The following is a 22,210-nucleotide window of genomic DNA, read 5'->3' as shown; positions in this document are numbered from 1 at the left end:
CGCCCCGGTAGCGGCACCGGGGCGGGCGGGGGAGCCTCCTGGAACGGGTCAGCGCACGGCCTGCCCGGCCACCGCCTGGCCCCGCAGCGACGCGCTGACCTTGGACAGGCGCAGCGCCAGCTGGATCTCCAGGGCCGGGCCCGGCTGCTGCCACTCGGGGCCGAGCAGCTGCGAGACGCGCTCCAGGCGCCTGGCCACCGTGTTGGTGTGCACCCGCAGCGCCTCGGCCGCGTACGTGGGACTGGCGCCCGCCGCGAAGTACGCCTCCAGGGTGGCGGCGAGATTGGTCGAGCGCCGCTCGTCGTAGGTGAGGATCGGGCCGAGCGTCTGCTCGATGAACGCGCCGATGTCCCGGCTGCCGCCCAGCAGCATGCCGACGAAGCCGAGTTCGTCGGCCATCGCCGGAGTGTCCGCGTCCTCCTTGCCGAGGATCGTCAGGACGTCCAGACAGGCGGCGGCCTCCTGGTACGCGGCGCGGAGCTCCTCGGGGCCGCCGCAGGCCGAGGCCGCGCCCACCGCGACCGGCCGGCCGAGCGTCTTGGCCAGGCGCTGCTTGACGTCGCGGGCGGCCTCGCGCGCGTCGGAGTGCGGCAGCAGGATCACCAGATGGCCGTTGTGGACCGTTCTGGCGCCCCCGCGGAGCCAGACGAAGGTCGACGTCCAGGTCGACAGGGCGTGCCCGCCGCCGACCGGGAGCTGGGTGACGATCACGGCGTGCCGACGGCTCAGATCGAGCCCGAGCCCCTTGAGGCGGCGCTGGCAACGGCGGCTGAACGGGACGCCGTTGAGCAGCCGGTCCAGCGCCTCATCGCGGAACTTGCGGTCGGCGGACTCGGTGCCGCGGTTGAGCGTGAGCAGGATCGCCGCGGCCTGGACCGCGTACCGCACCAGGTCCAGGTCGGGCGCGCGGCCCGCCGGGCGGCGCAGGACGAACGCGCCCCGGTCCTCCTCGCCGGCCCGGACGGGCACCACCGCCGTGCCGTCGTCCAGGTGGACGACGCGCTGCTCGGCGCGCGCGGTGAAGGTCGCGGCGGCCAGCTCCTCCTCGTCGTCCCACTCGCCGCCGGTGCGGGCCATCGTGTCGTCGTTCTCGTCGCGCAGCCAGACCGAACCGTCGAGCTCCTGGCCCGCGGCGGCGGCGAACGCCTTCACATCGGCCCCGCCGAGGGCGAGTTCGACGAGCCGTCCGCCGCTGCGCGCCGTCTCCCGCTGCGTCCGCTCCCGGGCGCGCAGCCGGTCGACCTCGGCGCTCAGCTCGGCGACCCGGCCCCGGGCGTTCTCCAGGGCCTGGACCGATTTCACGGCGGCGGTGGCGTAGTTGGCGACGGTGGACATCGTGGCGACCTCGTCCGCCGTGTACGAGCGGGCGACCCGGTCGCCGCCGAAGAGCACGCCGACCACCTGGCCCGCGCTGCGCAGCGGCACCGCGACCAGCGCTGTCAGGCCCTCCTCGACCACGACGGCCTCGATGTGGTCCGAGCGCGGGATCGTGTCGCCCCGGTGGCAGTCGGAGGTCCACACCGGCGACTGCCCCACCGCGTGGATCGCGTTGAGACCCTGCCGGACGGGCACGCGGGCGACCCCGCCGAGCACGGAAATCGCGCCGTCGGCGGCGCGGATGCACGACCCGTCCTCGCCGTCGAGGAGCAGCACCCAGGCCATGTCGACGTGGAGCAGGAGCCGGGTGCGGCGCACCAGGGTGGTGAGCAGCGAGTCGAGGTCCTCCTGCTCGGCCAGGGCCCGGGTCGTGTCCATCAGCAGGGCGAGCTCGTTCTTGCGCCGCTCCAGGTCGGCCATCTGCTGCTCGACCCCGAGGGCCAGTTGCTCGGCCCGTTCGAGGTCGTCCACGACGTGGGGCGGAGCGCCTCCCCGCCGCGCCTGCAGCGCCGGTTGACTGAAGGCTCCGCGGGAGGCCCGCATCGCCAGGAGTTCCAGATAGGTGACGGCACCGCTCAGGGTGGCCGTGTCTTCGGACATCTCACTCCGTACTGTGCACAGGGGGACGCTCCGCCGAGGGGTTGCGCCGACGCGGCAGAGCAATTGGGGGTGATGGGGGGTGTCCAGTCTCCGCCGGTCCGTCGCCCGGCGGAAGGACGCACGGCGCCCGGGGGTGGGCCGTGGCCGGCGGATCGCCCGGCGGAGCGGAAGCGGGACCGCTGACCTGCTCTTGAGTTCTCCGGCTGCATTCTTCGTCACCACGACAGGACCCCCCGCGGCCATTAGGACTTCATCACGATGGCGCGATCAAGTAATTTCCCGTGTTTTGGCCAGAACTGTGCGGCGGTACGGGAATCGCCGCTGATCGGGCTCCGGGCGGGCTTCCGCAACTTGACATGCAAGTAAATGCTTGCATGATGGAGGGGTGAGCGATGAGATGGACAAGGTCTTCAAGGCCCTCGCCGACCCGACCCGCAGACGTCTGCTCGACCGGCTCTTCGAGAACAACGGCCAGAGCCTCGGTGAGCTGTGCGACGGTCTGGCGATGTCCCGCCAGGCGGCCACCCAGCACCTGGGCCTGCTGGAGGCCGCGCATCTCGTCAGCACGGTCCGCAGGGGCCGCGAGAAGCTCCACTACCTCAACCCCGTGCCGCTCCACGAGATCCAGGAGCGCTGGATCCAGAAGTTCGAACGCCCGCGCCTCCAGGCGCTGAGCGCACTCAAACGGAAAGCCGAGTCCGCCATGTCCGCCAAGCCGGAATTCGTCTACACCACCTACATCGAGGCCACCCCGGAGAAGGTCTGGGAGGCCCTGACCGACCCCGAGGCGACCGCCGCGTACTGGGGCCACAGCAACGTCTCGGACTGGCGGCCGGGCTCCTCCTGGGAGCACCGCCGCACCGACGGCTCCGGCGTCGCCGACGTCGTGGGCACCGTCGTCGAGGCCGACCCGCCCAGGCGCCTGGTCTTCACCTGGGCCGGCCCCGACGAGGACCGCCCCGACGGCCCCGCCACCGTCACGTTCGAGCTCAAGCCGCTCGGCGGTACGGTCCAGCTCACCGTCACCCACGAGAACCTGCGCGATGACAAGGAGCGCCGCGAGGCCGCGGGCGGCTGGTCGGCGGTGCTGTCCAACCTCAAGACCTATGTGGAGTCGGGCAAGCCGATGTCCCTGCCGATGTGGACCCGGCCGGGCAGCGAGGACTGACACCAATACGTTCGCGCCCCGGGCCGTGCCTCCGTAACCTGCGCACATGCACATCCCGACCCATGAACTGACCGCGGCCGACCGCGAACTCATCGACTTCGCGCGTGACATCGTCGACGCGAACACCGACGGCGAGGACGGCGTCCACACCATGGGCGCCGCCGTCCGCGCGGCCGACGGCACGATGTACGGCGGCATCAACCTCTACCACTTCACCGGCGGCCCCTGCGCGGAACTCGTCGCCCTCGGCCACGCGCGCGCCTCCGGCGCCCGCGAGCTCTCCACGATCGTCGCCGTCGGCAACCTGGGCCGCGGCGTCGTCGGCCCCTGCGGCAGGGACCGCCAGGTCCTCTTCGACTACCACCCGGCCATCCGCGTGATCCTCCCCACGGCCGGGGGCGTCGTGGCAAGCGTGGGGATCACGGACCTCGTGCCGTTCGCCTACGCGTGGAGCCCGGACACGGTCGCGAAGGCGTACGACGGCGAGGGGCCCGGCACGCCGTGACGCGGTGCCACCCGCACTCATGGAGCGGGCCTATGGGTCCATCGACCCGTAGGCCCCACCCCTGCCCCATGTGTCCACCCAGGTCCTGATACACATCGTGCCGCCGGATCCCGGGTATGCGGGCGCCCTGTTCGGCCTGCACCTGTACACCTGGGCCGTGATCGACTTCCTCGCCGCCGCGGTCGCCCTCCTCCGACCCCCGGACCCGTCTCTTGACCTTGCCACTGGCGGCAGGGTCGAACGATGACGGTATGAACACCCACACCCACCGCAGGACCGTCGTCGTCACCGGGGCCGGTACCGGCATAGGCCGGGCCACCGCTCGCGCTTTCGCCGACGAGGGCGCCCACGTGCTGATCGTCGGGCGGCGGGCCGAACCGCTGCACGAGACCGCCGCCGACCGGGGGCGGATCACGCCGCTGGTCGCCGACATCACCGCCGAGGGCGAGCCCGCGCGGATCGTCGCGACCGCGCTGGAGCTGCACGGGCGTCTGGACGTGCTGGTCAACAACGCCGGCATCGTACGCGGCGGTGCGCTCGACACCCTCGCTCCGGAACAGATCGCACCGCAGATCGCCACCAACCTGATCGCACCCGCGCTGCTGGCCAGGGCCGCGCTGCCCGCCCTCGAAGCGTCCGGCGGGGTGATCGTCAACGTCAGCACCTCGGTCGGGCAGCGTGGCTGGCCCGGTAACTCGCTCTACGCGGCGACCAAGACCGCGCTGGAAACCCTGACCCGCAGCTGGGCCGTCGAGTTGGCGCCCCGGGGCATCCGGGTGGCGGCCGTCGCCCCCGGAGCGATCGACACACCGATCGGCGAGCACCAGGGACTCACGCCGGAGCGGCTGGCCGCGCTGCGCGAGTGGCAGCTGGCGCACACCCCGCTGGGCCGGATCGGCCGACCGGAGGACGTTGCCCAGGCGATCACCCATCTCGCCGCACCGGCCGCGTCGTTCATCACCGGGGTAATCCTCCCGGTCGACGGAGGCGCGGTGGTGGCGTGATAAGAGTGATGCGGGAGGTGCGACGGGTGCGGATCGGTGAGTTGGCGAAGGCGACCGGGACGACGGCGCGCGCCTTGCGGCACTACGAACAGGCCGGGCTGATCGCCTCGGAGCGCGCCGCCAACGGCTACCGCGTCTTCGACGACCGTACGGTGGTACGGGTCCGCAACATCCGCCACCTGCTGGCCGCCGGACTCACCCTGGACGACGTACAGGTCTTCCTGCCCTGCCTGGACGGCGACGTGACCGCCGCACCGCCCTCGGACCGGGGCCTGCGGATCGCCCTGGAGCGGCTGGCGGTCCTCGACGAACGCATCGCCACCCAGACGGCGGCCCGCGACCGCCTGCGGGCCGCGCTCCAGGAACGGACGGGCGGCCGGATCCGCCCGGTTGCCTGACTTCCGGACGCGCGGGCCAAGGTCAGCCCGGGCCGCTGGTCCTGCCCGCCGTCTGCACGGGCAGGCTCGGGAGCGTGACTTCGACGAGGAGCGATGCCTCCTTGTGCCCGTATCGGCACTGTTCCGCGCCCCTGGTGTCGAGCTGTTCGCAGATCGTGGCGCGCAGATCCAGCAGTTCGTACTTGTCGGGAGGGAACACGGTGCTCACCACCTGCTTGTCGATGACTCCGGACGAGTCGGGGTCGAGCGTTCCACTGAAGAGGTGGGCGCACTTGTTGATCCGCGGAGGACAGGCCTTGATGACACAAGTCGCCATGTACTCGCTCGGCTTGCATCCTCTGTCGCCACCACGGGGGAAGCCGCGAACCAGTACACCCACCCTCTCCTTCTTGCGCAGCTTCGAGGCGGAGACCGTCATCGTGATCACGCCGGCGCCCCCGGTGTGCGCCACGGCGGCGGACATCTGCGGTCGAGTGGTGTCAAGCTGACTCTTGCTCTCCAGTCGGACCGCGGTGTACGTGGCGCTGGAGCACAGGACCGCTGAGCAGGCCAGCAGCACGCTCTGCCAGGGCACTCGCCGACCGGGGCGGCGGCTCGCACCGCGTACGAGGAGTGCCAGGCCGGCCGCCGCCAGCACGCACGACAGGACTAACCCCGCCCGCCACGACCAGGTGCGGGCACCCGCCGGAATCGTCAACGCCACGACCGTCGTGAACGGCACCGTCGCCAGGACGAGTGCCAGGATCCCGGCGGCCGTCCAACTGTTCACGCCGTGTCTTCTGCGGATCAGCACACTGCCGACGGCGCTGACCAAGGCGGCCAGGAGGAGCATGGCCACCAGGTTGGCGAATCCGGTTTCGTTGCGCAGGACGGTGGTCAGTTCATGGCTCTTGAGCCCCAGGACGTTGAGCGTGCCCACGAAACCCGCGAGAAGCAGCCCGAGAATGTTCCGGATGGACTCGACATGAGAGGAGTCCGATCGGGGCTCCGGATTCCTTGGGTTCATGGAGCGCTATTGAAGGACATGAGGGCGAGGTGGCGGCCGAAGGGCGCAGGTTGCGGCTCCTATTGGGGCCAAATGGGCTTATCCGCCCTGCACCGAAAGGCTTTGGCCCCGAGGCGTCGACCCCGGACGACCTAGGTGGACTTCGCCCCCGAACACAGGGCAGGCCACAGTTTTACCCGGCCCTGATGGCATGCCCTGGTCAAATCTGCCAGGCTTTCCGGCAGTCGCCGCCCCGGACCGCCCCGGGGCGGCGCGACAGAAATCTCACCGCGGCGATCGCGCGAGCGATGCGCGCAGTCCGCGGCCGCCCTCCGGCGCACCCAAGCCGTCGGGCGGCCACCGAGCAGGCCGGAATCCCGGCCGCGTCAAAGGAGTTACGTGTGAGACCGACCCCCCACAAGGCCCTCGCGGCGAGCGCGCTCGTCGTCGCGCTGGCCGGTTTCTCGCTCCCGGGCACCGCGGCGGCAGCCGCACCGCAGACCAAGGCCGCTGCCTGCACCCCGGCCCAGGTGGTCGCCAACGGCGGCTTCGAGAGCGGGACTTCGCCCTGGAGCCAGTCGCAGACCAGCGTGATCACCAGCCGCACCGGTCAGAGCGCCCACGGCGGCACCACCTTCGCCTGGCTGGACGGCGTCGGCAGCACCCATACCGACACCCTCTCCCAGAGCGTCACGATCCCCTCCGGGTGCGGCACCGCCACGCTCACCTTCTGGCTGCACATCGACACCGCCGAAACCACGTCGTCCACCGCGTACGACAAGCTGACGGCGAAGATCGGCAGTACGACCCTGGCGACGTACTCGAACCTGAACAAGAACACCGGGTACATACAGAAGTCGCTCGACGTGTCGGCCTTCGCCGGGCAGACCGTCAACCTCTCCTTCACCGGGACCGAGGACTCCAGCCTCCAGACGAGCTTCGTCGTCGACGACGTCGCCCTCAACACCTCCGGCGACACCACCCCGCCGGGCGACTCGACCCGTACGCCGACCTCGCCCTCGTACACCGTCAACCTCAGCAGCAACACCAGCGGCACCGTCTGGACCGGCCACGAGAGCGCGACCTTCACCAACGCCTCCGCCACCCCGCTCAGCGAGGTGTATCTGAGGCTGTGGGACAACTACCACGGCACCTGCTCCGCGATGCCGATCACGGTCACCAACGTCACCGGCGGCACCGCGGGCTCCCTGTCGGTCGGCTGCACCGCCCTCCAGATCGCCCTGCCCGCCCCGCTCGCGCAGGGCCAGAGCGCCACGATCGGCTTCGACCTGGGCATCACCGTCCCCAGCGGCGCCGACCGGTTCGGCCACGACGGGGCCTTCAACAACATCGGCAACGCCCTGCCCGTCCTCGCGGTCAAGGACGGCTCCGGCTGGCACCTGGACCCGTACACCAACAACGGCGAGTCGTTCTACTCCCTGGCCGCCGACTTCAAGGTGACCCTCGACCACCCCACCTCCCTGCTGGTGCCCGCCACCGGCACCTCGGTCGACACCCCCGGCTCCAGCGGCCGCACCGTCACCACCGCCACCGCCACCAAGGTCCGTGACTTCGCCTGGGCGGCGGGCCCCTTCACCAAGATCTCCGGCACCTCACCGGCCGGGACGGCGATCAACATCTACTCCGTCTCGGGCATCAGCTCCTCCGACGCCCAGTCGATGCTGAGCACCGCCAAGTCCGCCGTCGACGCCCACGCGGCCCGCTTCGGCGCCTACCCGTACGGCGAGCTGGACGCCGTGATCGACAACAACTACTGGTTCGGCGGCATGGAGTACCCCGGCTTCGTCCTCGACCTGGTCAGCACCACCGCGCTCACCCACGAGATCGGCCACCAGTGGTTCTACGGCATCGTCGGCGACGACGAGTACAACAGCCCCTGGCTGGACGAGTCGTTCACCGACTACGCCACCGACCTGGCGCTCAACAAGACCGGCAGCGGCTGCTGGAACAGCGTCTCCTGGGCGTCCTCGGCTGAGAAGATCACCAATTCGATGGCCTACTGGGACGCCCACTCCTCGCGCTACTCCACCGTCGTCTACGGCTACGGCAAGTGCGCCCTGCACGACCTGCGGCGCGTCCTCGGTGACACCGCCATGGCCAAGCTCCTGAAGGACTACGCCACTTCGCACTGGTACGGCGTCTCGACGACGGCCGAGTTCAAGGCCGCCGCGCAGGCCGCCACGACCACGGACCTGACGTCGTTCTGGACCCAGCACCGCATCGACGGCTGACGCCCCGTCCGCACGCGTCCTCGCCCGTCACGGCAGCGGCTGTGGCGGGCGAGGGCCTGTGTAGTGGGCACTGGGGCGCATCCGGAGCGGGTGCTCCTCGTACTCCTCCAGGGCGTGCGCGATCCAGCCCGCCGTGCGGGCCACCGCGAACACCGTCTCGCCCGCCTCGACGGGCATACCGCAGGCCACGCTGAACACGGCGAGCGCGAGATCGACGTTGGCGCGCAGCTCGGTGTGCCGGGCCGTCGTGGCGACCACGTCGTGGGCCGCCGCGAGCGCCTCCTCGGCCTGCGGAAGCTCCGCGAGCAGCTCGAACAGGGCCTGGGCGCGCGGGTCCTCGCCCGGGTAGAGGCGGTGGCCGAGGCCGGGCACCCGGCGGCCCGAGCGCAGATGGGCGGCGACCACGGGGGCCGCGCCGCCGCGCTCCAGGACCTCCACGAGCATCTGGTGCGCGAGCCCGCTGGCGGCTCCGTGCAGCGGCCCGTCCAGCGCGCCGAGCCCCGCCGAGACGACCGCGTACGGATGGGCGCGTGCCGAGGCCGCGATCCGGGCGGCGAGTGTGGACGCGGCCAGGTCATGGTCGATCAACAGGGCCAGGGCCGTGTCCAGTACGTTGACCGACGCCTCGTCGGGGAGCCTGGGCGTGAGGCGGTGCCACAGCTGCCAGGCGAGCCGCTCCGCGCCCCGGTGCCGCTTGCCCGCCGGGGGCAGCGCCCCGACCAGGGTCGGGATCAGCATCCGGGCACAGCCGAGCACCGCCGCCGGTTCCAGGTCGAAGCGGAGCGGGTCGGCGGCCGAGACGGCGACCGCGGCGGCCCGCAACCGGTCCATGGCGCCGCTGTGCGCGGGCAGCGCGCCGACCGCCAGCCGCGCCGCGTCGAGGAACTGCTGGGGCGCGGTGAACCGGGCGCCGCGCGGCAGCGTGCCGGTCCACACCCACTCCGCGACCTCCTCGAAGCCGTACGCCCTGGCGAGCTCCACCGCGTCGACCCCGCGGAAGTAGTAGCGGTCCTTGTCGATGAGGGTGAGTCCGGTACGGAAGGTCAGCTCGCCGGCGCGCGCGGCGGGTTCGCGGCGGGCGCTGCGCCGGGCCAGCGCGTCGACCTCCTTGGCGTCGAAGGTCGAGCCGCGCCCACCGGGCGCCCGCTCACTGCTCAACTGGCCGCGGCTGACATACGCGTACACCGTCTCCGGTTTCACGCCGAGCCGTTCGGCCGCTTCGCAGGTGGTGAGTCGCGACTGATCCGTCATGAGGTCACCGTATCCAAAGTCGATCAATGTTGATTCAATCAATATTGACAGCAATCTCGTCAATCATAGACAGTCGAATCAATGTTGAGGAAGGGAAGAGACATGCCGACCACCACCACGGCTGTGCCCCGCGGGCTCGCGGGCGTCGTCGTCACGGACACCGCACTCGGGGACGTCCGAGGCCGCGAGGGCTTCTACCACTACCGCCAGTACTCGGCCGTCGAGCTCGCGCAGACCCGCGGCTTCGAGGACGTGTGGCATCTGATGTTCCACGGCGAACTGCCCGACGCCGCCGCCCGCGCGGACTTCACCGCCCGCACCGCGGCCCTGCGCCACCTGCCCCGGGCAGTCGCCGACGCGCTGCCCGGCATCGCCGCGGCGGGCGTGGCTTCCGGACCGCTCGCCGGGCTGCGCACCGCCCTCTCCCTGCTCGGCGCCGCCCAGGGGTTCCGGCCGGTCTACGACCTCGACGCCGACCGGCGCCGCGAGGACGCCCTCACGGCCTGCGCCGCCGTCCCGACCCTGCTGACCGCGCTGTACCGCCTCGGCCAGGGGCTCGATCCCGTCGAGCCGCGCGACGACCTGTCGTACGCCGCCAACTACCTCTACATGATGACCGGTTCACAGCCCACGCCCGACCGCGTCCGGGCGATCGAGCGGTACCTCATCTCCACCGTCGACCACGGCTTCAACGCCTCCACGTTCACCGCACGCGTCGTCGCCTCCACCGGCGCGGACATGGCGGCGTCCCTGGTCGCGGCCGTCGGCGCGCTCTCCGGCCCGCTGCACGGCGGGGCCCCCAGCCGCGCCCTGGACACCCTCGACGCCATCGGCTCCCCGGACCGCATCGACGCGTGGGTGCGCGAGCGGGTGCTCGCGGGCGACCGGATCATGGGCTTCGGCCACCCCGTCTACCGCACCGAGGACCCGCGTTCGCGGATGCTGCGCGGCATCGCCGAGGACATCGGCGGCCCACTGGTCACGTTCGCCGTCGAGGTCGAGCGGCAGGTCGAGGCGATCCTCGCCGAGCTGAAGCCCGGCCGGGAACTGCACACCAACGTGGAGTTCTACGCGGGCGTGGTCATGGAGCTGTGCGGGGTGCCGCGCGAGATGTTCACCCCGACGTTCTGCGCGGCCCGCGTGGTCGGCTGGAGCGCCAACATCCTGGAGCAGGCGGAGGACTCGAAGATCATCCGCCCGGCGGCCCACTACGCGGGCCCGCCCGCGCCACAGCCCGTACCCGCACTCTGAGCACGAGTTCCCCGCCCCGCCCGGCACTTGGGGCATGCGAGGGCGTTTGGGGCAGGCAGGGGAGCCGTCGGATAATGGATGTACCCCTCCCGCGCCGCGCCCCTACGCTCGGCGCGTGGACCACGTCATCCTCGCCTGCGTCGTACTTCCCGTCACCGCCGTGCAGTACGGGGTGCTCGGTATGCGCCGCCTGCGCGAGCGGCGGTGGTACCGGGAGGCGGTCGCGCACTGCGCCGCGATCGAGATCGATCCGTACTACGCCGTGCGCGACGCGTGGTGGTCCGAGGACGACATCCAGGCGGCGGCCGCCCGGCTGGTGCTCGACGGGCTGGTCACCGTCAACCACCGCGGCAACATGAGCCTCACCGAGGCCGGTGCCGATCCCGCGAGCACCGCGGGGCACCCGCTTCCGGACGCCCTGCTCACCGCGCTGCGCCGCCGCACCGCACCCGCCACCCTCGGCAGCGTGTTGCTCCGCGACACCGTGTTCGGCGACGTCCGGACGCGGTTCCACGCCGACCGCGACGCCCGCCTGCGGCCGCAGCGGCCGCCGTCCCCGCGCGACATGGGCTGTCTGGGCTGCACCGGGTGGCTGCTGATCCTGGGGCAGTTCGGGTTCGCCGCCGCCGGGCTGTTCGGCATGAGGCCCCACGGACCGCTCCAGTGGGCCGCCGCCGTCGTCACCGGCCTGGCGCTGTGCGCCCAGATCGCCGGGCTCGACGGCTATCGCACCCCGGCCGACCTGCCGGACCCCTTCGCCGAACGGCTGGCGTCGATGGTGCCGCACCCGGCGCTCGCGGAGCTGGCCGCGCGGGACCCGGAGGCCGAGGCGTGGCTCGGGGCCAGCCGGCGCCGTACGCGCCGCGGCCGCAACCGGGGACGGCCCCGGCGCCGCACCACTCGTACAGAGGCCGGGGCCGGGGCCTGAGCGGGGAGTGCACCGGAACCCTCAGCGAGCGTCCCGGTGCACGGGCCCGTCTCAGTGCCAGATCGTCTGGACCGAGTCGAACTGCACCCAGGTGATCGGGTTGCCGGTGTTGGCACCGAAGACCGTCACGGAACCGGCGGTGTTCACCTCGAAGCGGCAGGCGTTGATGCCCTGGCTGTTGTTGCGGGGCGCGGTGGCGCGGATGTACGAGGTGGGCCGGGCCATGGCGGCTGGCAGCGTCGCCACCTTGGTGTCGGCGGTGAAGTTGCCGGTGATGATGCCACGGGCCTGGAGGAACGTGGTGCCCGCGATGGTGACGAGGCGGACCTGCGGGGTCGACCCGGTCTGCGCGGTGATGCCGGGCTCCAGGACCAGGTCGGCCCACTCGCCGGCCTCCACACCGGCGGCGGCCGCGGGGGAGGCGGCGGCGAGGTTGGCGACGGCCACGGCGGCGGGCACGGCGAAGGCGGCACCGAGGATGCTGCGGCGGTTGTAGGACATGGTGGTTGGTCTCCTTGACGAGGCCTTGTGCGAAATGACGGAGAGGTCTGCGGGCGCGGTCAGCGCCAGGCGGCGCTGAAGCTGTCGAGCTGGGCCCAGGTGATGGCGTTGGTGTCGCGTCCGCCGAACAGCCGCAGTGCGCGGTCCGTACCGGCCTCGACCCGGGCGACGCAGTAGCCGCCGTTGTTGTTGCGCGGCACGTTGGCGCGCGTCGGCACGCTGGGGGTCAGCGTGTCGGGCAGGGTGCCGATGACCGCGTCGCCGTCGAAGGTTCCCTTGACGCCGCCGCTGAGCTGGAGCGTCGTGGTACCGGCGATGCTGATGAGGCGGCCCTGCGGCGGGTTCTGGTCGGCGGTGACGCCCGAGGCGAGCTCGATCGGCTGCCAGTCGGTGATCACCTTGACGCCGTCGACCTCCTGGGTGTCCGGGAGCGTCACGATGGTGCAGGTGCGCGGTCCGGGGTCCTCGCAGGCGAAGCCGAAGTGCAGGTTGGTCACGCCGTCCCGCACGTCCACGTGCATACCCTCGGGCTCGCGCCACTCAAGGCCCGGCGCGGCGGTGATGAAGTGGTGGTCCAGGACGTTCCCGGTGGCCCACTCGATCGCGGTGATGTAGGTGTTGCCCGGCGGAGGGTTCCTGGTCGCGGTGCTGGACTCGCCGTTGAGGCAGTACAGCACGCCCTTGTGGGAGGCGTACCCCTGGAACACGCCCAGGTCCGTGGGCAGCGTGATGCGCTGGAGCGGCTCGAAGACACCCGCCGAGGCCTTGGCCAGGTCGTACCGCTCGACGTGCGTCCCGCCGTCGTAGAACCGCACCACCAGCTCGTTGGCGCTGCGGTCGATGGTGGGGGTGGCGAAGAGCGCGTTCGGCGTGGGGCGGTACGGCTTGGCGTGCAGCGAGGAGCCGTAGTCCAGGACCGTCCCCGACCGGAAGTCGAAGTTGGTGATGGAGGTGCCGAAGCCCTCGTTCTTGCTGTTGGGCTGCGACGCCGTCTCGGTCCACAGGCGGATGACGCCGCCCCGGTTCTCGATGCCGAGGTTGACGCCGTGTCCGAAGCCCCGCAGATACATGTAGCCGGTGATGGCGCCCGACCGGTTGAGGCGGGTCAGACACATGTCGCCGTGCGCGTTGCGGGTGTCGTAGTCGACCGGCCCGGACTCGCCGCTGAGGGTCAGGCCGCCCTGCATCAGCTGGAGCACGAAGAGGTCGCCCGACACCGGCTCGGTGCTGAACGACTGCATCACAGTGCTGTTCTTGAGCGGGCGCCGGTGCAGCAGCTTGCCCACCGGTCCCGCGAGGTCTATCTGTCCTTCAATGGTGACGCTCAACGACGCCGCTCCTTCATACACGTTTCGGTGCTGCCGTGATCGGAACGGCGACAGTTTCGCACGGACGTTCCCTTGACGGGACCCGTGGTGCGCCGATCCGGCTCCGGCCGCTCTTCTGTCAGCCGGTCAGGGTGGCCTTGGAGCGCATCGCGAGGAAGTTGCTCCGGTAGGCGTCGTGGGTCGGGGCACCCTCGACGCGCAGCAGCGCCTCGTCGTTCTCCCGCAGGGAGGAGACGTCGAGGTTGTGGGAGCCGGTGAAGGTCCACTTGGTGTCCGGGTGCCCCGCGTAGTTGCCCTCGACCAGCAGGTACTTGGAGTGCACGAACAGGTCGTCCGCGTCGCTGTCGGGCGTGCCGTTGTCGAGGTGGAGCTGGTACGGCTTGATGCGCGCGTGGTTGCCGAGGGCCGCGAGCTGGCTCGTCGTGTTGTAGACGACCTCGATCCAGCACTCCTGGTCGGCCAGCTGCCGTAGCTTGTTCGCGACCTCGGTGCGGGTGAAGGCGTAGGCCGCGACGCGGATGACCGTCTTGTGGGAGGCGGATCCGACCGTCGTGTTGCCCGTGCACGACACGTTGTTCAGTACGTCGACCATGAGATCACCGGTCTGCTGCGGGAAGAAGTAGTACTTCTCGCCCCCGGACGTGGTGCCCTGCCGGTAGTAGTCGGCGTTGCGCTTCTCCGCGGCGAGGTCGTTGAAGTACGCCGTGTACGCGGTGTAGAGGTCGGTGTTGCCGACCGAGGTGTACGCGTTGTTCCAGAACCGGGAGGTGTTCGCCGGGGTCTGGTTGGCGGACGTCTGGATCACCACGTCCTCGGCGACGCCCGCGTCTCCCACCCGGGAGAAGAGGAAGAACTTGTTGTGGTTGATGTGGTTCTTGCTCGGGTCGAGCGTGGTGTCCGCGATGCACGCCCGGTCCTTCGGGCACACGTGGAGCCAGGACGGCTGGGCCATGTCCTGGCCGAGCGCGGCCGCCAGCTGTGTGGCGGCCGTGGAGGTGGAGAACGCGTAGTCGAGGACGACCCGTACCTGTACGCCCCGGTCATGGGCGCGGATCAGCGCGTCGCTGTAGCCGGTGTCGGTCAGGGCGTACATGGCGGCGCGCAGCGTACGGCCGCTCTGGGTGTTGTCGATCGCCCCGACGATATGGTCCTTGATCGCGTTCTGCTCGGCCACGGTGCCCTGCGGGTCGTTGAAGACCGCGCCCGTCGTGGGCATCGGCGCCGGGTCCGCCACGGCGGCCGGGGACGGGACGAGCAGCGCGGCCAGGAGGGACCCGGCGAGCAACGCCGCGGCACATATACGTCTGATGTCTCTCACTCCTTGACAAAAGGTCGTCGGCGAAAGTCGTGGGCAAAGGCGGTGGGCAAGGTGGTGGGCAAAGATCGTTCCTGCTGTGGGCAGGTGCACGATAGCCCCCCAGGCGCGGCTCCCTGACGGCGCCCGGGGAAATCGGTTGCCTCATATGGCCTGTGTCTTACGTCACATGAGGCTCGGGCGTCACGTTGCTTACGGTTTGCGCAATCTTGCGCCGACGCAACGCGCCGCTCGCTCGAACAGCAGGTGAGACCCCCGGCGTCGGGCGAGATGGGTCTACACCACCAGCGAGGACGGGGGTCGAGCGCGGCGCTGCAAATGTATGTTCGCCACTGGAACGCAAGTGCCCGGTGACCTTTCACAGCTCCGCGGTTGCACATTCCGGTGCCGCCGCGCGTCATCTGTTCGAAGGCGCGCACCAGCGCCTTCCGGGGCCGTCGGGGGGCGGGACGGGCGGCCCCAGTCGTGCACCACTAAGGAGCCGGAAGTCTCGTGACGATCGATCGGGTAGGCGATGTGGTCCTGGCAGTTCTCGCGGTGCGGGTGTTCGGCCGCGACGCGGCCCTGTTACTGCGGCGCGCGGCCGCCGCGGGCGTACGGACGGGTGTGAGCGAGTTGCTCCGTACGGACGGAGAGGGAGACCGGTGAGCCAGGACTTCCCGCACCGCGCGCCGGGCAGACCCGCGATGACCAACCAGCAACTTCCGGTGGACTTCAGCGCGTTCCACCACATGCACCGGCCCGTCTATCTGCGCTGGGCGCAGACCATCCTCAACCACCGCGCGGACGCCGAGGAAGCCGTCGACGCCGCCTTCGAACAGCTCCTGATGATCTGGACCGCCGTCCTGTCGAAGGAGAACCCCGCCGCGTACGCCTGGAGCGTGCTGCGCAGTCGCACCCTCGACCTGGCCCGCGCCCGCAAACGGCGCCCCGCACTGCTGGAGGCAGCCGCCTTCGAGACCGTCGCCCTGACCCGGACCGCCGATCCCATCGGCCAGCTGGAGGAGAGCCTGGCCCTCTTCCACGCGGTACGCCAGCTCCCGCCGCGCCAGATGGACGTCATGCTCCTGCTCCACCTGCACGGCCTGACCCCCGCACAGGTCGGCGACCACCTCGGCATCACCGCGGCCGCCGTCCGCTCCACCGCCCGCCACGCCAAGCGCCGGCTGCGCCACACCCTCGGTCTCGCGGCCGAGCAGACCGAGGAGGGGCACGCTGATGACATCGCCCATTGACGGCGTGCTCGCCCGCGCCCGCCTGGCGCACCGGCCCTGCACCGAGGCCGACGTCGACGCCGCCGAACAGCGCCTCGCCGCCCGGGTCGCCGCTCCGCCGCCCCCTGTTCCGGCCCGGACGGGCCGCTTCCCGCTGGCCGCCTGGCGGGCGCTCCTGTCCGAGCCGGGACCGCCGCTGGACGAGGTGTGCGCCGCCCAGGACCTCACCGTCGTCTGCGAGATGTTCGTCATCCACCCCGACGCGCTCGACGACCTCCAGCCCTTCTTCGCCCGTGCGCTGCCCGAGCCGGCCGGTGCCCGCATCCTGGGCTGCATGCTGCATCTGACCGGCCGCCCCGAATCGGCCCGCTTCTGGTGGCAGTACGCGGCCGGGGCGGGCGACGCGGCCGCCACGTTCTGCCTCGGCCTGCACCACCGCGCCCTGGGCGAACACCCCGAGGCGGAGTGGTGGCACACCCAGACCGACACCCTCAGCGCCCACGGCGCGACCGCCGCGAACGTGGACCTGACCACCACGCTGCGCATCCTGCGCGCCCTGCGCACCGGCCCGCTCCCGGTGCCCGACCTGGTCCACGCCGTCCTCGACTACATACCGGCCGCGCTCTCCTACGTCGACGACGACCTCGACCTCCCCCTGCCCGACCCGGACTTCACCGACCACATCACGGCCCTGACCACCCACGCGGCCACCGCGGGCGCGCCCCGCACACCGTCCGGCCGCGCACCCGACCCCCTGCCGGAACGCCCCACCCGCGACCGCCCGACGTCCTTCACGACGGGACGGCGGGTGAACACGGGCCGGCCGTGGCCGCCCGGTCTCTCGGACCGGCCCTAGCCGACGGCGTCGAGGAAGGCGAGCACGCGCCGGGTGAGCAGCGCGGCCGCCTCCTCGGTGTATGAGGGCAGGCTGTCGTCGGCGAACAGGTGCTGCTTGCCGGGGTAGACGAACAGCTCGGCGTCCGGCGTCGACTCCACCAGGGCCCGGGCCGCCTCGATGTCCCCCTCGTCCACGAAGTACTCGTCCCCGTCCATCCCGTGGATCTGGACCGGAACCCCCTGCGGCCACGCCTCACCGAACTCCGTGACCGGCACACAGGAGTGGAACAGCAGCGCGCCCTTCGCCCCCGGCCGGGTCTGGGCGAGGGACTGCGCGGGCAGCACGCCGAGGGAGAAGCCCGCGTAGACGAGCTCGGCGGGCAGCCCTTCGGCGACCGCCCGCCCGCGCTCGACGATCGTGCCGAACCCCGTCTCCTGTACGTGGGCCACCCCGTCCGCCAGGTCGTCGAAGACCCGTCCCTCGTACAGATCCGGGACATGGACGGTGTGGCCCGCCGCTCTCAGCGTCTTTGCGAAGGCGCGGACGCCGGAGGTCAGGCCCTGCGCGTGGTGGAACAGCAATACCTCGGCCATGGCTGTCCTTTCGTCTGCGGAACCCGGAGGGCTCCTCGGCTTCGAGTATTGCCGCAGCCACTGACAACGGCCGTCGGCGAGATCAGTCGACGCCTACCTCAGCCGACGGGCTGCGGCCGCAGGGACGGCTGGGGCAGCCGGGGCACGCGAGGCTCCGGAGCGGTCAGGCCGTCGGCTCCCGGCGGCACCGGGACCGCGGCGAAGATCGCGTCCTGCTGTGCCTGGAGCTCCTTGACGCGCTCGGGGCTCGTACCGGGGAGGCGCTGCTCCTCGTACAACTTGTGCGTGGCCTCCTGGGCGTACTTGCTCGCCGGGGTGTGGAACTGCACCTCGAAGAGGTGCTCCGAACGAGGGGCCCGCCAAGCGGAGTTGATGGCCTTGTAGCCCCTGGCGCGGCCCCAGGTGTTGGACCACTTCGTGTTGTCGTTGCCCCACCCGGACAGCACGGAGGCGGCGAGCGCGACGCCCTCGGTGTAGCGGCCGTCCGGCCACTGGAGCGTGTAGCGCACCGAGTCGCCGATGCCGGCCAGCGCGTCGTTCACGTCCCGCTCGGGGTGTTCCAGCAAGGAGGTGGCGACCTTGCGCTTGAGCGAGTCCGCCGACTTGAGGCGGTGGTCGAACCCGATGAGCTCGGCGCCGCTGATCAGCGCGGCTGTCCTCACCTGGGGGCTGATGGTGCGCTCGGCCTTCTTGGCCCGGTCGATGAAGGCGTCGACCCTGGCGTTGTCGGCGGCGTTCAGCGACAGCCCGTCACCCGTCCAACCGCCGTCGTCCAGCGGCTCTTTGAAGACGGGGGTGAATACGGGGGTGAGGACGGGGGCGTTGACCGTACGGGCCGCGCCCGCGCGCTCGACCGGGGGAGCTGCGGCCGCGCTCTGGATCGCGCCCGCGCTCAGCGCCGCGGCCAGGGCGGCGGCGGTCGCGGCCCGCGAGACGGTACGACTGATGTTCATCGGTGCCTGGTGTTCCTCTCTCGGCGGCGACCGTCCGCCGCCCGGAGGGGAGCCCCGGGGCGGCGGACGGTCTCTGACGAGAGACCCAACAGGAGGAACCGGCAGCGAGTTGTCGCCTGCGCCCCGGCCGGGCGAATGCTGTCCTGATCACATCGCAGGAAGGCGTGATTCCGTATGTGCGCCCGGTCCGCCGGGCTCAGCCGCCGACAGTGATGAGGTGCTGGTAGAGCGCCTCGTGCCCGTCGGCCGCCGGGTGCAGGCCGTCGACGAGCAGGTCGGTCTTCTCGTACAGGGGCTCCCACATGTCGAGGAAGTCGATGTGGTTCTCCTGGCACCAGGTCCGCAGGGACTCGCGCAGGGCCAGCGCCCGCTCCTTGGTGAAGCGCAGGCCTCCGTAGTCCCGGGTGCGCTCCTCGTCGAGCCAGATCGGGCCCACGACGACGAGGCGCGCGTTGTGCGCGAGGGCGGTGGCGGCGAGTGAGCCGAGGCTGTCCGCGATGCGCGCGAGTCCGTCGTGATGGTCCTCCGGGGCGGACAGGGGCACGGCGGAGTCGTTGATCCCGGCGGCGACGAGAAGGGTGTCGGGCAGACGGGGGCCCAGCAGCGCCGGTGTCTGCTCGGCGGCCTGGGCCAGCGTGCTGCCCGGGATGGCCAGGTTGAAGACCCGGTGCTCGGCCTCGTTCCCGCCGATGTGGGTGGCCGCGAGGCGGGCCGCCCATCCTCCCTGGGGGTCGCAGCGCCCGTACGCGATGCTGTCGCCCACGATCACGATGCGCGCCGCCGGGCGCAGTGGCTTCGCGTCCAGGTAGGCCCAGGCGCTCTCGCCGGAGGAGAGGAGCACCCGCCGACGGATGTAGTCGTCGACTTCGTACGCGTCGGCCGCGGCGAGGTCCTGGTCGGTGAGGCGCAGCACGGCGCCTTCGACCACCGCCCCGTACTCGCGCTCCAGCGTCAGGTGTACGTCCAGACCGCTGGTGGCGATCACGGACTCGTCGGTTATCGCGAGGGGCCTGGTCGTGTAGCCGGAGAGCGACGCCGGAGCGGTGGGCACGGCCTGGCCGAAGAGGGCGGTCTGGACCCGCTCGTCCATCAGCGTGCCGAAGGAGAAGAGGGCGTGAGGGCGTGAGGCGGTCACTTTGGGGTGCGGGGCCTTTCTTGAAGGGTTGATCAACATCACCCTAACGGGCGCCACGGGCGCCGTTGCCGCCGCTCCCGCGCCACCCCCGGGACGCCGATCTCGCGCGAGTGGACGATCCGCTCCACCCACTCCTCGAAGTCCCGCGCCCCACCACCCCCCTTTCACCCCGACGTCGGCAATCCTTAACGTGTCGGCCCCCCGCGCGGCGCCACCCGGGGCTCACACTGATCCACATCCCGCGCGCAACGGTGACGACGATCCGTCCGCCGTGCCATCGACCGGGGCTCGTCACCCACCCCGCCCCTTCGCTCAAGGACGCAAGGCCCGTGCCCGAAACCGTCACCCTCCGCGGCCGCACCCTCCGGCTCGAGCCGCTCGCCGAACATCACGTCGAGGCCCTGGCGCGAGCCGCCGCCGAGGATCGCGGCAGCTATGCCTTCACGCCCGTGCCCTGCGGGGCGGAGGCGACGGAGCGGTATGTCGCCGACGCGCTGGCGGCCCGGGCCGCGGGACGCGCGCTGCCGTTCGCCACGGTGCGGATCGCCGACGGCCGGGTGGTGGGCTCGACGCGCTTCTGCGAGCTGGACTACTGGCAGGGGCCGGTGCCCTGGCCTCCGGCCCCGCGCGGCCCGCTGGGTCCCGTACCAACGGCGATCCCCGACGCGGCGGAGATCGGTGGCACCTGGCTCTCCGCGTGCGCCCAGGGCACCGGCATCAACACCGAGGCCAAGCTGTTGATGCTGCGGCACGCCTTCGAGACCTGGGGCGTGCGGCGCGTGTCCCTGCGCGCCGACGCCCGCAACCTGCGCTCGCGCACCGCGATCGAACGCCTCGGCGCGACCCTCGACGGCGTACACCGGGCACACTCCCGTGGCCTGGACGGCATGGTCCGCGGTACGGCCTTCTACTCGATCCTCGACGAGGAGTGGCCACGCGTCCGGGAACACCTGGAACAGCGGGTGGGTGCGGCGCGCCCGAACGCGGCAGGCACGCGCTCGCTCGTCCCGGCGTGAGGAAAGCGCCGGGGAAAAGCGTTTGACGCCCGCCGCCGTCCGGCGGTCGGATGGTCGCCCATGAGCACCGGGCAGTTGCACACCGACCAGCACCCCATCGACGACGCGCTCGTACGGCGGTTGGTCGCCGGGCAGTTCCCCCAGTGGGCGGGGCTGCCGGTGGTGCGCTTTCCGTCCGGTGGGACGGTCAACGCCATGTACCGGCTGGGCGACAGCATGGTCGTACGGCTGCCGCTGCTGCCGGGCGGAGCCGCGGACGTGTCGATGGAGCGGGAGTGGCTGCCCCGCCTCGCCTCGGTGCTGTCCACGCCGGTCCCCGAGGTGCTCGGAGCGGGGGAGCCGGCCGAGGGGTATCCGTGGGTCTGGTCGGTGTACCGGTGGCTGGCGGGGGAGAACCCCGAGGCGGGAGCGCTGAGCGAACCGGTCGCGCTGGCCGAGGACTTGGCCGGGTTCGTGACGGCGATGCGCGGTCTCACCCTGCCGGACGCGCCGCCCGCCTACCGGGGCGGGCCCGTCGCCGCGCTCGACGCGTCGACCCGCGCGGCGATCGACGAACTGCGCGGGATCCCGCAGGAGGGCATCGACTGCGATGCCGTGCTCGCCGTGTGGGAGGACGCGCTGCGGGCCCCGGCCTGGGACGGGCCGCCGGTGTGGCTGCACGCCGACCTGATGCCGGGCAACCTCCTCGTGGACGGCGGCAGGCTGACCTCGGTGATCGACTTCGGTTGCACGGGGGTGGGCGACCCCGCCTGCGACCTCTTCCCCGCCTGGAACCTGCTGCCCGCCGACGCACGGAACGTCTTCCGCGAGGCGCTCGGCGTGGACGACGCCACCTGGATCCGCGGCCGGGGACGGACCCTCTCACAGGCGCTGATCGCGCTGCCCTACTACCGGACGACCAACCCGGCGATGGCGAACAACGCCCGGCATGTGATCCGGGCGGTGCTCGCGGAGCGCTGAGCCGCGGACGCCCTCGACTGCGGGGCGGGGAAGCCGTGTCGGCCGTCGCGCGCGAACTGCTCGACCGCCTCGGGACACGGTGTTCCCCGGGCGGGGTGGGGCGAGCCGTCTGCCCCACCCCGTATACGTCAGCGCAGCACCGACGAGAAGTTGTCGAGCTGGATCCAGGTGACCGGGTCCGTGGTCTGCGGGCCGTACACCATGACGCGGCCCGCCGTGTCGGCCTCCACACGGGTGGCGTTGACGCCGAGGTGGTTGTTGCGCGGGCAGACACCGCGGGTCGTCTTCGGCGGGCGGATGGCCGCCGGGAGGGTGCCCAGCTGCGAGTCGCCGGAGAAGTTGCAGGTGAGCGTGCCGCGCAGCTGGAGGAACTCGGTGCCCGCGATGCTCACCACACGGGCCTGCGCGGGTGTGTCCGCGCCCGCGGAGACGCCCGCGGCCAGCGCGATGGCCGTCCAGTCCACGACGACCTGCACCCCGGTCGGGGCAGCGGCGGCGGGCGAGGCGGTGAGCAGCGGCACACCGACGGCCGCGGTGGGTACCGCGAGGGCCGTGGCGAGCAGGGAGCGGCGGCTGGTGGTGCGCGAGGGCATGGTCGATCCTCCGGATCGCGAGAGGTGGTGGGGGTGTCCGAGGTC

Annotated in this window: 22 protein-coding genes; 12 read left to right on the top strand and 10 right to left on the bottom strand. The window is 71.6% G+C overall.

The window, feature by feature from the left end; genetic code table 11:
- Positions 1 to 48 precede the first annotated feature (48 nt).
- Positions 49 to 1,977, bottom strand: a complete 1,929-nt coding sequence (locus BX283_RS05575) for a helix-turn-helix domain-containing protein (protein ID WP_101386540.1) — start codon at positions 1,975 to 1,977, stop codon at positions 49 to 51.
- A 397-nt stretch (positions 1,978 to 2,374) separates the two neighbouring features.
- On the opposite strand from BX283_RS05575, the gene BX283_RS05570 reads away from it, so the two are divergent.
- The 4 genes from BX283_RS05570 (at position 2,375) to BX283_RS05550 (ending at position 5,052) form a co-directional block, all read left to right on the top strand.
- Positions 2,375 to 3,145 carry a metalloregulator ArsR/SmtB family transcription factor gene (locus BX283_RS05570; protein WP_101386539.1) on the top strand — a complete coding sequence of 257 codons (771 nt, stop codon included), beginning with the start codon at positions 2,375 to 2,377 and terminating at the stop codon, positions 3,143 to 3,145.
- Between the two features lie 46 nt (positions 3,146 to 3,191).
- A complete protein-coding gene (locus tag BX283_RS05565) occupies positions 3,192 to 3,650 on the top strand; it encodes a cytidine deaminase (protein ID WP_101386538.1) in 459 nt (152 codons plus the stop codon).
- 251 nt (positions 3,651 to 3,901) lie between these two features.
- Positions 3,902 to 4,654 carry an SDR family NAD(P)-dependent oxidoreductase gene (locus tag BX283_RS05555; protein ID WP_101386537.1) on the top strand — a complete coding sequence of 251 codons (753 nt, stop codon included), beginning with the start codon at positions 3,902 to 3,904 and terminating at the stop codon, positions 4,652 to 4,654.
- 26 nt (positions 4,655 to 4,680) lie between these two features.
- Positions 4,681 to 5,052: a MerR family transcriptional regulator gene (locus tag BX283_RS05550; protein ID WP_101392152.1), complete on the top strand. Its 372-nt coding sequence runs from the start codon at positions 4,681 to 4,683 to the stop codon at positions 5,050 to 5,052.
- A gap of 22 nt (positions 5,053 to 5,074) precedes the next feature.
- Here BX283_RS05550 and BX283_RS05545 read toward each other — a convergent pair whose 3' ends face one another.
- On the bottom strand, positions 5,075 to 5,971 hold the full coding sequence (locus tag BX283_RS05545) for a hypothetical protein (protein WP_101386536.1): 897 nt from the start codon (positions 5,969 to 5,971) through the stop codon (positions 5,075 to 5,077).
- A gap of 467 nt (positions 5,972 to 6,438) precedes the next feature.
- On the opposite strand from BX283_RS05545, the gene BX283_RS05540 reads away from it, so the two are divergent.
- Complete coding sequence (locus BX283_RS05540; protein ID WP_101386535.1) at positions 6,439 to 8,289, top strand: M1 family aminopeptidase; 1,851 nt, start codon at positions 6,439 to 6,441, stop codon at positions 8,287 to 8,289.
- Positions 8,290 to 8,316: 27 nt separating this feature from the next.
- Here BX283_RS05540 and BX283_RS05535 read toward each other — a convergent pair whose 3' ends face one another.
- Positions 8,317 to 9,540, bottom strand: a complete 1,224-nt coding sequence (locus BX283_RS05535) for a citrate synthase (protein ID WP_101386534.1) — start codon at positions 9,538 to 9,540, stop codon at positions 8,317 to 8,319.
- A 102-nt stretch (positions 9,541 to 9,642) separates the two neighbouring features.
- On the opposite strand from BX283_RS05535, the gene BX283_RS05530 reads away from it, so the two are divergent.
- Positions 9,643 to 10,791: a citrate synthase/methylcitrate synthase gene (locus tag BX283_RS05530; RefSeq protein WP_101386533.1), complete on the top strand. Its 1,149-nt coding sequence runs from the start codon at positions 9,643 to 9,645 to the stop codon at positions 10,789 to 10,791.
- 115 nt (positions 10,792 to 10,906) lie between these two features.
- Positions 10,907 to 11,719 (top strand): hypothetical protein, encoded by an 813-nt coding sequence (locus tag BX283_RS05525; RefSeq protein ID WP_101386532.1) that lies wholly within the window; start codon positions 10,907 to 10,909, stop codon positions 11,717 to 11,719.
- A 51-nt stretch (positions 11,720 to 11,770) separates the two neighbouring features.
- Here BX283_RS05525 and BX283_RS05520 read toward each other — a convergent pair whose 3' ends face one another.
- From BX283_RS05520 to BX283_RS05510, 3 genes are all read right to left on the bottom strand, one after another.
- A complete protein-coding gene (locus BX283_RS05520) occupies positions 11,771 to 12,220 on the bottom strand; it encodes a hypothetical protein (protein ID WP_101386531.1) in 450 nt (149 codons plus the stop codon).
- 59 nt (positions 12,221 to 12,279) lie between these two features.
- Positions 12,280 to 13,548, bottom strand: coding sequence for a hypothetical protein (locus tag BX283_RS05515; RefSeq protein WP_143676388.1), 1,269 nt, complete (start codon positions 13,546 to 13,548; stop codon positions 12,280 to 12,282).
- 118 nt (positions 13,549 to 13,666) lie between these two features.
- Positions 13,667 to 14,833, bottom strand: coding sequence for a phosphatidylserine/phosphatidylglycerophosphate/cardiolipin synthase family protein (locus BX283_RS05510; protein WP_101386529.1), 1,167 nt, complete (start codon positions 14,831 to 14,833; stop codon positions 13,667 to 13,669).
- A gap of 522 nt (positions 14,834 to 15,355) precedes the next feature.
- Between BX283_RS05510 and BX283_RS40505 the strand changes: the two genes are divergently transcribed.
- The 3 genes from BX283_RS40505 to BX283_RS05500 are packed head-to-tail and all read left to right on the top strand — an operon-like array spanning position 15,356 to position 16,933.
- Positions 15,356 to 15,511 (top strand): hypothetical protein, encoded by a 156-nt coding sequence (locus BX283_RS40505; protein WP_180357065.1) that lies wholly within the window; start codon positions 15,356 to 15,358, stop codon positions 15,509 to 15,511.
- Positions 15,508 to 16,098: a sigma-70 family RNA polymerase sigma factor gene (locus BX283_RS05505; protein WP_306822788.1), complete on the top strand. Its 591-nt coding sequence runs from the start codon at positions 15,508 to 15,510 to the stop codon at positions 16,096 to 16,098. Before BX283_RS40505 ends, BX283_RS05505 begins: the two co-directional genes overlap by 4 nt.
- Positions 16,082 to 16,933 carry a hypothetical protein gene (locus tag BX283_RS05500; protein ID WP_143676387.1) on the top strand — a complete coding sequence of 284 codons (852 nt, stop codon included), beginning with the start codon at positions 16,082 to 16,084 and terminating at the stop codon, positions 16,931 to 16,933. The genes BX283_RS05505 and BX283_RS05500 overlap by 17 nt, the downstream gene beginning before the upstream one ends.
- On the opposite strand, the gene BX283_RS05495 is transcribed toward BX283_RS05500, so the two are convergent.
- The 3 genes from BX283_RS05495 to BX283_RS05485 form a co-directional block, all read right to left on the bottom strand.
- Positions 16,930 to 17,508, bottom strand: a complete 579-nt coding sequence (locus BX283_RS05495) for a dienelactone hydrolase family protein (protein ID WP_101386527.1) — start codon at positions 17,506 to 17,508, stop codon at positions 16,930 to 16,932. The two genes, BX283_RS05500 and BX283_RS05495, sit on opposite strands and share 4 nt — an antisense overlap.
- A 98-nt stretch (positions 17,509 to 17,606) precedes the next feature.
- The gene (locus BX283_RS05490; protein ID WP_373979542.1) at positions 17,607 to 18,389 is read right to left on the bottom strand and encodes an ATP nucleotide 3'-pyrophosphokinase; all 783 of its coding nucleotides are present in this window, start codon (positions 18,387 to 18,389) and stop codon (positions 17,607 to 17,609) included.
- Positions 18,390 to 18,657: 268 nt separating this feature from the next.
- The gene (locus BX283_RS05485) at positions 18,658 to 19,596 is read right to left on the bottom strand and encodes a GDSL-type esterase/lipase family protein (protein ID WP_101386525.1); all 939 of its coding nucleotides are present in this window, start codon (positions 19,594 to 19,596) and stop codon (positions 18,658 to 18,660) included.
- A gap of 329 nt (positions 19,597 to 19,925) precedes the next feature.
- Between BX283_RS05485 and BX283_RS05480 the strand changes: the two genes are divergently transcribed.
- Both BX283_RS05480 and BX283_RS05475 read left to right on the top strand, forming a co-directional pair.
- Complete coding sequence (locus BX283_RS05480) at positions 19,926 to 20,612, top strand: GNAT family N-acetyltransferase (RefSeq protein WP_101386524.1); 687 nt, start codon at positions 19,926 to 19,928, stop codon at positions 20,610 to 20,612.
- Between the two features lie 60 nt (positions 20,613 to 20,672).
- A complete protein-coding gene (locus BX283_RS05475) occupies positions 20,673 to 21,572 on the top strand; it encodes an aminoglycoside phosphotransferase family protein (RefSeq protein ID WP_101386523.1) in 900 nt (299 codons plus the stop codon).
- A 128-nt stretch (positions 21,573 to 21,700) separates the two neighbouring features.
- Here the strand turns inward: BX283_RS05475 and BX283_RS05470 are convergent, their stop codons facing one another.
- Complete coding sequence (locus BX283_RS05470) at positions 21,701 to 22,165, bottom strand: hypothetical protein (protein WP_257582011.1); 465 nt, start codon at positions 22,163 to 22,165, stop codon at positions 21,701 to 21,703.
- Between the last annotated feature and the right edge of the window lie 45 nt (positions 22,166 to 22,210).

It is taken from the genome of Streptomyces sp. TLI_146 (assembly GCF_002846415.1).
Taxonomy (GTDB): domain Bacteria; phylum Actinomycetota; class Actinomycetes; order Streptomycetales; family Streptomycetaceae; genus Streptomyces.
The sequence above is the reverse complement of the archived record's forward strand: the minus strand, read 5'-3'. Positions and strand labels throughout refer to the sequence as shown.